Source organism: Caballeronia telluris, from assembly GCF_001544495.1.
Taxonomy (GTDB): Bacteria; Pseudomonadota; Gammaproteobacteria; order Burkholderiales; family Burkholderiaceae; genus Caballeronia; species Caballeronia telluris.
In genome coordinates this window covers 107,846-120,800 of sequence record NZ_FCNZ02000016.1, presented here as the reverse complement: position 1 = coordinate 120,800, position 12,955 = coordinate 107,846, and the positions used below count along the sequence as shown (strand labels likewise).

Sequence of the window (12,955 nt, the reverse complement as noted above, 5' to 3'; positions counted from 1 at the left end):
CTATGTATGATTGGCGTGACACAAGTGTAGGAAGCTCCCCGCTTCCTGCAAAGACGCTATGATTGAAATCATTGTTTTCCATAGCGAACAATCGAACATGGATACGCAAAATATCGAGGGACTGTGGACGCATCTCCACTGGCTGACGGTGCTCGCCGAGCAAGGCACGTATACCGCCGCCGCCGCGCGCCTGGGCGTCAGCAAGGCGGCGATGAGCCAGCGCATCGCGGAACTGGAGCGTGTCGCGGGCGTTCAACTCGTTCAGCGCACCACGCGCAGCGTGCGCTTCACCGAGGCGGGACAGCGTCTTGTCGAGAACACGCGGCCGCAGTACGACCAGATCGCAACCAGCTTCGCGACGGTCCGCGAGTTGGCGGGCGTCGCGCGCGGCCTCGTGCGGGTCACGGCTCCGGTGGCGTTCGCGCGGCAGCAACTCGTTCCGAGAATGGCCGAATTCCTGCGCGCCAATCCGGAAGTCAGCGTGCAACTGGAAGCGTCGGACCGCCTCAGTTCCATCGCGACCGAAGGCTTCGATCTAGCGCTTCGGCACAGCGCGCAGGTGCCCGAGACGCACGTCGCGTGGAAGCTGTGCGAAACACGTTCGGTGATCGCCGCCACGCGCGCGTACATCAAGCGGCGCGGCATGCCGCAGACGCCCGCCGATCTCGCCGCGCACGACTGCCTGTTCTATCCGCGCGGCATGAACGCCGGCATCTGGTCGTTCGAGCGCAAGGCGGGCCGCAAGCCGAGCACGGGTCCCACCACGGTGACGGTGAACGGCCCGTTCTCGGCCAACAACAGCGAGGTACTGAGAGATGCCGCACTCGACGACCTGGGCATCGCGCTGCTGCCCGATTTCACGGCGCAGACCGCGATCCGCTCGGGCCGGCTGATCGCGCTGCTGCCGGAATGGCGCCCGGTCGGCGGATTCGCGGACCAGCTCTATGTGGTGCGGCCCTATGCGCCGCACGTGCCGCGTGCCGTGGCAGTCTTCGTCGCCTATCTGCGCCAGGCATTCGCCGAAGGATTTTCCCTCTGACGAATACGCGGCTCGCGATGCTGTCGGTCACGCAAGGCGCGCCGCGTCGACGACCGCGTCCGCGAAGGCTTTCGGCGCCTCCTGCGGCAAGTTGTGCCCGATGCCGCCGCCGATGGTCCGATGCAGATACTTGCCCGTAAACTTCTTTGCGTACATCGCCGGATCGGGATGCGGCGCGCCGTTGGCATCGCCTTCCATCGTGATGGTCGGAACGGAGATGGTGGGCGCCATCGCCAGACGCTGTTCCAGCGCGTCGTATTGCGCCTCGCCCTCGACGAGCCCCAGCCGCCAGCGATAGTTATGGATCACGACCGCCACGTGGTCCGGATTGTTGAACGATTCAGCCGAGCGATCGTAAGTCGCATCGTCGAAGTTCCATTTCGGCGAGGCGAGACGCCAGATAAGCTTGTTGAAGTCGTGGCGATTGGCCTCGTAGCCCGCACGGCCGCGCTCGGTCGCGAAGTAGAACTGATACCACCACGCAAGCTCGGCCTGCGGCGGCAGCGGCGCCTTGTTGCCCTGCTGACTGCCGATCAGATACCCGCTCACCGACACCATCGCCTTGCATCGTTCCGGCCACAGCGCCGCCATGATGTTCGCCGTGCGCGCACCCCAGTCGAAGGCGCCGAGCACGGCCTGGTCGATCTTCAGCGCATCCATCAACGCGATGATGTCGACGGCGACGACCGCCTGCTGTCCGTTGCGAGGCGTATCGGCGGAGAGAAAGCGCGTCGATCCGTAGCCCCGCAAATACGGCACGATGACGCGATATCCAGCGGCTGCAAGCAACGGCGTGACCTCGGCGAAGCTGTAGATGTCGTAGGGCCATCCGTGCAGCAGGATCACGACCGGACCATTCGAGGGACCCGCTTCCGCGTAGCCGATATCGAGCGTGCCGGCCTTCACCTGACGGATCGCGGCAAACCCGGCGCGAGGCGTGGCCGGCTTCGTGCCGCCCGTGCCCTCCTTCGATTGCGCGTGAACGAGACCGCTCAACCCCAGTTCCATCAGGCTGATACCCGCGACGGTCGTCTGCAGCAAGCGACGACGCCGAGCGTTGACTTGATCCGGCATGGTTATTCTCCTTTTCGATGTGTCGATAACGGTAGGTTGGGTTCAGGCAGTGACGGGGCCCATTGAACGGAACGGCTGACCCATCGGCCGCACGCGCATGTCCGCATCGAGATGTTTCCACGGCAAATCGGCCGGATCGGCGGCCATCGGTCCTGGCGCCTTCGCGACGAGGATCGCTTCGGCAATCGCCTCGAAGTCCGCCCGGAAATGCACCGAGCTCTTGTTCACGAGTATCTTCATCCGCTCGGGTTCGATACCTGCAACGCGGAACAGGTTGCGATCGAAGACCTGCATCTTCACCGAGCTCACCGCGATCCTCACGCCTTCGATCCGCAAGCACGCAACCGGTCCCAGTTCCCCTTTCATCCCGTTGAGCATCGGGCCATCGAAACGGAAGCGTCCATCCGAAAGATGCTCGACTTCGAACACGGCTTCGAGCGGCGCATCGCCCTGCACGCCCGAGCGGCCTCCCAGCGCGATCCGGATGCGCGCGCCGACGCCCGCCCGATGCGCGGCGGCCGCGGCATCGGCGTCCCAGATCACGCCGACGGCCGCATCGCTCGCGCCGTGACGCAGCAACGCCCGCACCATGCCCATCGTATTCGAATCGCCTCCGACGCCCGGGTTGTCCTGCGTATCCGCGATGATGACGGGCTTGCTCGCCGCGCGGCTTAAGCTGATCGCTTCGAGCGCAGCTTCGTCGGGTGTGAGGAAAGGCACGTCCCAGCGCGACTCTTCATCGACGAGCTTTGCATACAGCGCATCTGCCGCGCGTTCCGCCGCTTCCTTGCTGAACGAAGAGGCCCAGATCGTGGGGCCACACTCGGCGAAATCGGCGGCAGGAAAACCCGGCGCAAACGACACCGATACCACGGACTCGTCTTCGAGTGCAGACACCAGGCGATACATGTCGTTCGCCGGCGCGACGAGCGTGCACATGCCGTTCACCGGGATGAGGAACGGAACGCGACGAAACGCGCAGTGCAACGGGCGCTGCTCGGACACGAGGCGTTCGAGAATCTGCGCGGCGCGCTCGCCCGTCTCCGCCATGTCGACGTGAGGATAAGTCCTGTATGCCACCAGCGCGCTGGCGTGCCGGATCATTCGCTGAGTCACGTTCGCATGAAGATCCAGCGAGACCACCACCGGTATGCGATCGCCGACGATCCGCCGCACGCGTTCGAGGATCTCGCCCTCGCCGTCGTCGATCTGCTCGGTCACCATCGCGCCGTGCAGGTCGAGATAGATCGCATCGAATCCGCCTTCGCTGACGGCCGCGACGATCTCGCCGCAAATCCGCTCGAACGCATCGGTCGTGACGTGCGCCGAGGCGCTCGCGCCTGCCCAGATCACCGGCGTCAGGTCGTGGCCGGTAGCCTCCGCGGCCTCGATGAATCCACCGATCGGAACGTTGACGTTACGAAGCGCGAGCACATCGGCGCCGCGTACCATCGGCGGGAATCCCCCGCCTTGAACGAAGCTCGTATACGAGGCCTTGGTCGGCGCGAACGTGTTGGTTTCATGCTGGAAACCGGCGATCAGGATGTTCATGTTTTTCACTCTCCACGCGATGGGTGTCGATCAGACGACGGAATTGTTCGCGGCAACGGGCTCGAAGGTGCGGTCTTTCCGAAGCGTGAGCCTGGCTGTCAGGATCAGCAGCGCCGCGGCCGCCGCTACGCACGCCATGATGAGCAGTCCCGCACGCACGCTTCCCGTCCAGGTCTTGGTCCAGCCGAATACAGCGGGGCCCCAGAATCCGCCCGACAATCCGACCGTATTAATGAGCGCGATGCCGCCCGCCGCTGCGCTGCCCTCGACGAGCTCGGACGGGATCGCCCAGAACACCGTGTAAGCCATCCAGAGACCGGCGGTTGCACACGTCAGGGCGACGAGTGTCAGCGTCAGATGTCCGTCGGCGAAGACGGTGGCGATCAGGCAGGCCGCGCCGGCAAGCGCCGGAATCGCGCAGTGATAGCGTCTTTCGCCCAGCCGGTCGGAGCGTCGTCCCGCGAGATACATGCCGATCGCGGCTGCCACATAAGGAATCGCCGCGTACCAGCCAAGGCGGATCGTGTCGTTCACGCCCTGATCCCGCAGCAAGGTCGGGAGCCAGAAGCTGAGCGCATAGATCGGGAAGATGATGCTGAAGTAGGCGATCGCGAGCACATAGACTCTCGGGCTTTTCAGCACCTCCCTGAACGAATCCGCGCGATGCAGGCTGGGAGCGGTCTCGCGATCAAGCAGGCGCTTCTCGTCGTCGCTCAGCCAGCGGGCATCGGCGGGACGATCGGACAGGACACGCAGCGTGAGCAGACCGAGCGCGATGCAGGGCAGCCCTTCGACCAGAAACATCCATTGCCAGCCGCTCAGACCACCAACGCCGGACAGCGTCGTGATGAGCCACGCCGACACCGGCCCGCCGACGATGCCGCCCAGCGGCCCGGCAACGAATACGAGTGCAATGGCGCGTGCCATGCGTGCCGGACCGTACCAGCACGACAGGTAATAGATCATCCCCGGCGCGAATCCCGCTTCGAAGACGCCCAGCAGGAATCGCATCGCATAGAAGGCCGGCACGTTGCGCACGAACAGCATGCACGCCGACGTGATGCCCCATAGCACGAGAATGCGGCTGAACGTCCGGCGTGCGCCGATCTTCGGCAACATCAGGTTGCTCGGCAATTCGAACAGCACGTAGCCGAGAAAGAAGATGCCGGCACCGACGCCGTAGGCTGCATCGGAGAAGCCGAGATCGTGTTGCATCTGGAGTTTCGCGAAGCCGACATTCACGCGGTCCAGATACGCGAACATGTAGCAGACGACCAGAAACGGCAAGAGGCGCCAGTTGAGCTTGCTATAGAGCGTCGAGGCGGCATCGCCGGCCTTCGATGGATGGATTGCTGACATGGGTGTCTCCCGGTTTCCTTCACTCGGCCCGTCGCTGGGGTTGAGTGCATGGTGGCAGCGCCAAACCATGGCAGCAAGAGCAACTAAGTTCACGTATCGTTGCCCTGTGAGCAACACCCAATCTGCCCGGGAGCCACGGAATGCGAGAGATCAATCACCAGCGCCTTCGATATTTCCACGAAGTGCTCACGCACGGCTCCATTCGCGGCGCCGCCGACAACATCAACACGTCGCCATCCGTCATCACGCGGCAGATCAGGCTGCTCGAAGACGAACTCGGCGCGACGCTGTTCGAACGGCAGGCGCGCGGCGTCCGGCCCACGGAAGCGGCGGCGCATTTGCTCGAGTTCTGGCAGGGCTATCGTTCGCAGCAGGAAAAGCTCGAAGACCAGCTTCAGGCGTTGAAAGGCCTTCAGCGAGGGCACATCCAGCTCGCGGTCAGCGAGGGTTACGTGGACATGCTCGTCGACGACGTGCTCGCGCCGTTTTGCGCGCAGTATCCGAATCTGGAGATCGGCATGGAGACGCTCGCAGTCGACGCGATACTCGACGAAGTCGCAGAAAGCCGGGCGCATATCGGACTCGCGTACAACCCGCCGCCGCATCCGCGCATCGAATATCGTGCGAGTTCGCTTCAGCCGGTCGTGCTGTTATTGCGCAGCGATCATCCGCTGGCGCGGCGAAAAGGACCCGCGAGCATCGACGATCTTCGCGCGTATCCGCTCGCGCTCATGCCGCCGACGTTCGGGATCGGTCATGTCGTGAAGATGCTTGAGCTTGCCGAGAACACGACAATTCGCCCGACGCTGACGACCAACTCGCTACGCGCGCTCAAGCGCTTCGTGTCGGCGGAGAACTTCGTGACGCTGATCGGCGAATTTGCTGCGTACAAGGAACTCGCATCCGGCGAGCTGACGACGATCCCCATTGCACATCCTCTGTTCGAAGGCGCGCAGGCAAGAGTGCTGGTCAAGATCGACAGACCGCTTGCCGCCGGTCCGCTTGAATTGCTCAAGTGGATTCAGGAGCGCATGCCGATGTTTTCAACGCCTGAAGCCAAGGAAGCGGGCAAGGTCCGCAGACGAAAAAAGTGACGAGGATGCTACGTGACAAAACGATCGTTCGCCGTCGCGTGTCCTGGTGAACGCGACGGCGACAGGCTCAGGCGCACGCGCCTATACGCGCGTGTCAGGGCGCTTTCTGTCCCGGTTTGCCCTGAACGTTCTGCGGATAATTCGCTTCTTCGCCGGTCGGCTTGTAACCGTTCTTCTCGGCTTCCTTTAGATCGGCCGTTCGTTTTGCTTTAGTCGCCTGATGAGACGCGTGTTTCTGCGCCTTCTTCTCGGCCTTGGTCGCCTGGCCCGTGCCCGATGCGCCGGCGTCGGCCGTCTGCGCCATCGCAACCGGCGCGAAGCTGAGGGCAACACCAAGAGCGGCAGCCATTGCAACCGATGTGATTCGCGTTCCTCGCATGATTCCTCCCATTGGTCTGATGCAACGAATATTCGACAACCGGGCAATGCAAAAGCCCAACGAGATTGCCATAGTTTCCGTCGGCGCGCATCGACCCGCGCGCGCCGCGTCGATTCAGACTGTCTCGGCCAGCGCATGGTCCGCGCTGCCGCTTCCGATGGCGGCATCCGAGCGGCGCTGGTTGATGAGCGACACGGCAAGCACCGCGATCACGCCCGGCACCGCGATCGCCATGAAATTCTGCTGAAGCGGCAACGCCATGCTAACCAATACGCCGATCACGATCGGCGCGAGGATCGCCCCGCTGCGCCCGACGCCCGATGCCCAGCCGATGCCCGTCGCGCGAACCGCCATCGGATAGAACTGACCGGCAAACGCGTACGTCACGATCTGCGTTCCGATGGTCGATGCGCCCGCGAGGCCGACGAGCATGAAGAGCGTCCACGCAGGCACCTTGAACCCGAGCAGACTGATCGAGACCGCGGCAAGCGCGTACATTGCGATCAGCACGTACTTGATATTGAAGCGGTCGGCCAGCCATCCGCCGCCTATCGCGCCGATCATCGCGCCGAAGTTGAGCACGAGCACGAAGGTCAGCGCCGAGCCGAGGCTGTGACCTGCGCTTGCCATCAGTTTCGTCAGCCACGAACTCAGCGCGTACACCATGAAGAGGCACATGAAGAACGCGATCCACAGCATCGCCGTGCTAAAGCCGCGGCCATCCGTGAACAGCTTGCCGATGGGCGGCGCGTGCGCGACGTCCTCGCCGGGCAGCGCGAACCGATCGCTTTGCTCGGGCACGTAGCCCGGTTCGATGCGCGCAACGATCTGCTTGAGCGCCGGGATGCGGCCCGTCCTGATGAGATAGGGCATCGACTCGGGCATCCACTTGAGGATGGCGGGCACGAGCAGGATCGGCAAGCCCGCCGCGATGAACACCGACTGCCATCCGAAGCGCTCGATCAAGCCCTTGCCGAGCAGCGCCGCCAGCATCCCGCCGACCGAGTAGCCGCTGAACATCAGCGTCACCATCGTGCTGCGCATCCTGCGCGGCGAATATTCGGTCATCTGCGCCACGACGTTCGGCATGACCCCGCCGATGCCGAGGCCCGCGAGGAAGCGCGTGATGCCGAACATCACCGGATCGCGGGTCAGGCCCGCTGCGGCAGTGAACACGCTAAAGAGCACGATGCAGATGGCGATGGCGCGCCGCCGGCCGATGCGGTCCGCGATCGTTCCAAGAAACACGGCACCGAACATCATGCCGAAGAGCGCCGAGCTGACCATGAAGCCCGCGCTCGTCGGATTGACGCCCATGTCCTTCATGATCGACGGCAACGCGATACCGGCCACGGCAAGATCGTAGCCGTCGAAAATGATGATGAGCGCGCACCAGAACAGCACGAGTGCGTGAAACCCTCTTAAGCGGGCGTCGTCGGCCAGTTGATGAACATCGATTTGACGCATGCGATATCTCCTTCGCTGTCGTTCTGATGCGCCCTTCGGCGCAAGCCCCGTGCACGCGACGATGCGACGGACGCGAGCAACGATGCTCGCGTCCGATCGCAAAAGAGGTGCTGTCGAGGTGAATGGGTCCGGCTTCTTTACTGCGCGGTCGGTGGACGGCGCGAGCCGTTTCTTTTTATGGACGCCGGGCTTTCGATGTCGCGCGTGCCCGGTCTGCTTGTGATGTCAGTGCGCTGCGGCAAGCCCGGCATCGACGACAGGATGCTTCGTGCGGATCGCGGTGACCGCGAGCAGTGCGGCAGCAAGCGGCAACGCGAGGGCCATGTAAAAGCCGGACGGACCGCTCATGGACAGCACGCTGCCGCCGACCGCCGAACCCGCGATCGCGCCGACGCGGCCCATGCCGATGGCCCATCCGGTCGCGGTGGCGCGCAGGGTCGTCGGATAGGCGCCGACAACAAGATAGTTGAGCGCGATCTGCTGGCCGCCGATGCCGAGTCCCGCCGCGCCCGCCAGCACGAACACGAGCCCCCACGACGTGCCCGCGTAGGCGAGCCCGACCGCGATCGCAATGCCGAGCGCGAGCAGAGCGATCAGGAGGCGCCGCGTGTTCACTTTGGGGAGCAGGATGGAAAGCGGTATCGCGCAGACAATGAAAACCGCGTTGACGACGACCGTGCCCATCGGCGCCTGCGTCGCGGGCAGACCGGCTGTCTTGAGCACGGTCGGCAACCACGAGAGCAGCATGAACCACGCGATCCAGTTGAACAGGTACACGCCCCAGATGGCGATGGTGTTGCGCGCGTTCCCGTCGGCGAACAATGCGGCGACGCTCGCGCGCGCGGCCGTCGCGGGCGTCTTGAACACGACGTCGGCGGGAAGCACGGCCGGCACGATGCGGCTCAGCGTCTTGCGCACGGACTCGCTGGCGTTGCCGCGCGACCGGCTGATCCGGTAGTTGAGCGACTCGGGCAGCAGGACATAGAGCACGGCGAGCAACACCAGCGGCACCGCGCCGCCGACGACGAACACGCCCTGCCAGCCGATGACCGGCATCATGCGCGCCGCAAGCAATCCGCCGAGCATCGCGCCGGCGGGAAGACCGAGCAGCACGCCCGTCATGATCGCGCCGCGATGCCGCGCGGGACCGAATTCGGCCGCGAGCGCGAGCAGCACGGGCGTGCAGCCGCCCATCCCTAAGCCCGCGATAAAACGCAGGGCCAGGATCTGGCCGGTGCTGCCGGCGAACGCCGTGAGCAAAGACGCCGCGCTGAAGATCGCCACGCCGCCGAGCAGCGCCGGACGCCTTCCCGCCCGGTCACCGAAGAGGCCGAGCGTCATCGCGCCTATCGTCATGCCGAGCGTGCCTGCGATGAGAATCGGCGCGAGGTCGCCGGGGCGCAGGCCGAACGCCGCGATGATCGCGGGCCCGGTATAGGCGATCGCTTGCGTATCGAAACCGTCGAATAGGGCGGTGGCGAAGCACAGGATGAAAATCATCCATTGGAAGGGGCGAATGGGCTCCCGGTCGATCAGCGACGAAACGTCGAGTGGCGTGCTCATGGTGTCTCCGTGCGATTGGCACTCTGTTCTGGTTGGTCTGGCAGTTCATTGCCGGGCCAGAATAGGTGAACCCAATACACGACGTCCAATACCGATCGAGTCTCGCTCCATACCCTTGCGGCATGGAAGCGGAAGCTTCAGCGGCGATAGCGCGCGCCGTCTATCCGAAGCATGTTGGCATCGCGCACGCTCCATACGATCAAAGCACGATCGTCCTGCACTTCGACTCGCGTCGAGCGACCTGTCAGCCGCCGCATCGTCATCGAGCAGACTCGACTCAGGAGCCAGCAGGCGTAGCTTCCGGTAAATAACGTCAAGAACAGGGAAAGCCCAAGCATCCCGAAGTTGAACGCGTCCTCGCTTCTGCGGCAAACGGGCTTCCACTGCGGCGCGTCGTGCGATCCTTGCATGAACGGCGTTGGTGTGCCGACGGACCGCCGGTCGAGCTGCTCGCGACCCGCGTCGTGCTCGCTCGTCCACGTTGTGAGCCGCGCCTGGCAGTCGCGGTCATTGATGATGGGCGGCGCGACCGCTGTCCCAAGGCCAATTGCCGCCGAGACACACAGAATGCCGATTGTTCCGCGTCGCATAGCGATTTCCGATCGTTGTTTCATGTCTTATCGGGCAATCCGGCTGAAGCTTTAGGGTATGCAGGCGCCAAGATCACGGATTCATCCGCCATGGAGCGACGCCGCGCACGAGCGAGCGACGCGGCTGTAGTCAACGACTCCATTGGAAACCCGCCACACTTGTTACTCCCGGCAAGCGAGGTGCGGTGCGAAACTGTCTCAAGGCCCACCCCGAGCGATGAGCAGCGCTTCATCAACGAGGCAAGCGAATCGCCCCAATCAGGAGAAACGCGAAAGCCATGACTGAATCAGCCATGAAGGGACAAACGGATGGACAGCCCGCCATGAAGACGCCACCAGTCGTATCGCAGAAGGAGTGGGAGGCGGCGCACGAGCAGTTGCTCGTGAAGGAGAAGGCCCACTTCCGCGCCCGCGACGCGCTCGCCGCCGAGCGCCGGCGCATGCCGTGGATGGCGGTCGACACGACCTATTCCTTCGACGGACCGGCGGGCAAGCTCACCCTGCTAGACCTGTTCGACGGCCGTCGACAGTTGATCGTCTACCGCGCGTTCTTCGAGCCGGGCGTGTTCGGCTGGCCGGATCACGCGTGCCGAGGCTGCTCGATGGTGGCCGACCAGGTCGCTCACGTCGCCCACCTCGATGCCCGCGACACGACGCTCGTCTTCGTCTCGCGCGCGCCTCGGGCGGACATCGCGCGGCTGAAGGCGCGCATGGGCTGGGAGATGCCGTGGTTCACCGTCACGGACGGCTTCGACAAAGACTTCGGCGTGGACGAGTGGCACGGCACGAACGTGTTCTACCGTGACGGCGACCGCGTGTTCCGCACGTACTTCGTGAACAATCGCGGCGACGAACAGATGGGTGGCACCTGGAACTACCTCGACATCACGCCGCTCGGCCGACAGGAAGTCTGGGAAGATTCGCCCGAGGGCTATCCCCAGACGCCGGCCTACAAGTGGTGGAACTGGCACGACAGCTATGTCGCGGATGCGCCGCCCGACAAGAAGTGGGTCGAGGTATCGGACGCTGGCGAGAAGGCGTTCCGGGAGCAGCAGTCGGGCACCAAGTCCTGAGTCCGGATCGTGCCGTGCATCGGCGCCTGGCGTGTCGCGACTCCGCTGCGGCACGGCCTGTTCAGAAGGTCTCCCAATCGCCGCCCGTCGCGGCCAGCTTCGGTGCATCGGCCGGCTGGCGCACAGGCGCCTTCTTCGCGGCCGGTTCCATGCGTTTCGCGACCGGGCCGCGTGCCTTCGTCTTCGGCGTTGCCAAGGGAGTCGAGCGAAGTGCCGGCTCGTCGTCGTTCAACTGAAACGTCGCAACCGCCGTTCGCAGACTGCCCGCCTGATCTTCCAGCGATTGGGCCGCCGCAGCCGCTTCCTCGACGAGCGCCGCGTTCTGCTGCGTCACTTCGTCCATCTGCGTGACGGCGCGCGCCACCTGGTCGATGCCGCTGCTCTGCTCTTCCGATGCCGCCGCGATTTCGCCCATGATGTCCGTCACGCGCTGCACCGCGCCGATGATCTCGTTCATCGTGCGGCCTGCTTCGTCGACGAGCGTCGTGCCCGACTGCACGCGCGACACCGACGTGTCGATCAGTTCCTTGATTTCCTTCGCCGCCGCCGACGAGCGTTGCGCGAGCGTGCGCACTTCGCCTGCCACGACCGCGAAGCCGCGCCCTTCTTCCCCGGCGCGCGCCGCTTCCACGGCCGCGTTCAACGCAAGAATGTTGGTCTGGAACGCAATGCCTTCGATGATCGTGATGATGTCCGCGATCTTCGCCGAGCTCTGGTTGATCTCGCTCATCGTGCCGACCACCTGGCCCACGACCGCGCTGCCCTTGTTGGCGATCTCGGATGCGTTCGCAGCAAGCGCGCTCGCCTGGCGGGCGTTGTCGGCGTTCTGTTTGACCGTGCCGGTGAGCTGCTCCATGCTCGATGCCGTTTCCTGCAACGCCGAAGCCTGCTCTTCCGTGCGCGACGACAAATCGATGTTGCCCGCCGCGATCTGCTTCGTCGCCGAGGCGATGGATTCGCTGCCCGAGCGCACCGTGCGGACGGTTTCGATCAGCGCAGCCTGCATCTTCGCGAGACCGCGCAACAACTGACCCATTTCGTCGTTCGACTTGGCCGCGACTTCGCGACGCAGGTCGCCGGCCGCGATGGCGTCGAACTGCGCGAGGGCTGCGTCGAGCGGTCTTGCAATCTTCCGTCGCAACGAGAACCACGAATAACCCGCGGCGGCGACACCGAGCAGGATCGCGGCGATGCTGATCGCGCGCGAACGTTCGAACTTCGCCTGCCCTTCTTCGTATGCCGCCTTGGCCGCTTCGAACTGGAACTTGCGCAACTCGACGCCGGCCTTCGCGAACACGTTGAACGCGACCTGCATGTCGTCCGCGGACTTGATGACCCTGTCGTGATCGTTCGATCGAACGTCGGCGTAGCCCGAGTCCAGCAGCTTTTGCAGCGCGAGACGTTCCTTGTTGAACGTTTCGGCCAATGGCTTCTCCTGATCCTTTTGCGGCAGCGACATGTAGCTCGTCCACGCTTCGTCGGAGGTCTTGCGCATGAGCGCGCCGCGGCCGATCGCGTCCTCGGCAGCCGGCGTGCCGGCATTGAGCGCGGCGCGGTCGAAACTCAGTCGTTCGCGCGCCATGAACATCTCGGCGTTGCCCACCGACACCGCGCTCGGCATCTCGTTGGTAAACAGATCGCGCGACGTCGTGTTCGCCCGGTTCATGCCGAAAATTCCGAGCGCGCCGATCGCGATCAGAAGCGCACTAAGAAACGCCATGGCCAGCGCCAGGCGGCCCTTTATCGTCGAGAACATGTTGATCCTG

11 protein-coding genes are annotated in these 12,955 nt (G+C 64.3%); 3 read left to right on the top strand and 8 right to left on the bottom strand.

Annotation, left to right across the window (positions count from 1 at the left end; translation table 11 throughout):
• The first annotated feature begins 97 nt into the window (after positions 1-97).
• Positions 98-1,039, top strand: coding sequence for a LysR family transcriptional regulator (locus AWB66_RS20905; RefSeq protein WP_087632127.1), 942 nt, complete (start codon positions 98-100; stop codon positions 1,037-1,039).
• A 27-nt stretch (positions 1,040-1,066) separates the two neighbouring features.
• Here the strand turns inward: AWB66_RS20905 and AWB66_RS20900 are convergent, their stop codons facing one another.
• The 3 genes from AWB66_RS20900 to AWB66_RS20890 are packed head-to-tail and all read right to left on the bottom strand — an operon-like array spanning position 1,067 to position 5,023.
• Positions 1,067-2,113, bottom strand: coding sequence for an alpha/beta fold hydrolase (locus AWB66_RS20900; RefSeq protein ID WP_087632078.1), 1,047 nt, complete (start codon positions 2,111-2,113; stop codon positions 1,067-1,069).
• A gap of 42 nt (positions 2,114-2,155) precedes the next feature.
• Complete coding sequence (locus AWB66_RS20895; RefSeq protein WP_087632126.1) at positions 2,156-3,664, bottom strand: M81 family metallopeptidase; 1,509 nt, start codon at positions 3,662-3,664, stop codon at positions 2,156-2,158.
• A gap of 30 nt (positions 3,665-3,694) precedes the next feature.
• Positions 3,695-5,023 (bottom strand): MFS transporter, encoded by a 1,329-nt coding sequence (locus tag AWB66_RS20890; RefSeq protein WP_087632077.1) that lies wholly within the window; start codon positions 5,021-5,023, stop codon positions 3,695-3,697.
• A 140-nt stretch (positions 5,024-5,163) separates the two neighbouring features.
• Between AWB66_RS20890 and AWB66_RS20885 the strand changes: the two genes are divergently transcribed.
• Positions 5,164-6,117 (top strand): LysR family transcriptional regulator, encoded by a 954-nt coding sequence (locus tag AWB66_RS20885; protein ID WP_087632076.1) that lies wholly within the window; start codon positions 5,164-5,166, stop codon positions 6,115-6,117.
• Between the two features lie 94 nt (positions 6,118-6,211).
• On the opposite strand, the gene AWB66_RS20880 is transcribed toward AWB66_RS20885, so the two are convergent.
• The 4 genes from AWB66_RS20880 to AWB66_RS20865 form a co-directional block, all read right to left on the bottom strand.
• On the bottom strand, positions 6,212-6,568 hold the full coding sequence (locus AWB66_RS20880; RefSeq protein WP_235021185.1) for a DUF4148 domain-containing protein: 357 nt from the start codon (positions 6,566-6,568) through the stop codon (positions 6,212-6,214).
• A 42-nt stretch (positions 6,569-6,610) separates the two neighbouring features.
• Positions 6,611-7,963 (bottom strand): MFS transporter, encoded by a 1,353-nt coding sequence (locus AWB66_RS20875; protein ID WP_087632075.1) that lies wholly within the window; start codon positions 7,961-7,963, stop codon positions 6,611-6,613.
• 225 nt (positions 7,964-8,188) lie between these two features.
• Complete coding sequence (locus AWB66_RS20870; RefSeq protein WP_200819031.1) at positions 8,189-9,526, bottom strand: MFS transporter; 1,338 nt, start codon at positions 9,524-9,526, stop codon at positions 8,189-8,191.
• Between the two features lie 137 nt (positions 9,527-9,663).
• Positions 9,664-10,140, bottom strand: coding sequence for a hypothetical protein (locus AWB66_RS20865; RefSeq protein WP_125469762.1), 477 nt, complete (start codon positions 10,138-10,140; stop codon positions 9,664-9,666).
• Between the two features lie 299 nt (positions 10,141-10,439).
• Between AWB66_RS20865 and AWB66_RS20860 the strand changes: the two genes are divergently transcribed.
• The gene (locus AWB66_RS20860; RefSeq protein WP_200819030.1) at positions 10,440-11,189 is read left to right on the top strand and encodes a DUF899 domain-containing protein; all 750 of its coding nucleotides are present in this window, start codon (positions 10,440-10,442) and stop codon (positions 11,187-11,189) included.
• Positions 11,190-11,250: 61 nt separating this feature from the next.
• On the opposite strand, the gene AWB66_RS20855 is transcribed toward AWB66_RS20860, so the two are convergent.
• Positions 11,251-12,945 carry a methyl-accepting chemotaxis protein gene (locus AWB66_RS20855; RefSeq protein WP_087632072.1) on the bottom strand — a complete coding sequence of 565 codons (1,695 nt, stop codon included), beginning with the start codon at positions 12,943-12,945 and terminating at the stop codon, positions 11,251-11,253.
• Positions 12,946-12,955: the final 10 nt, after the last annotated feature.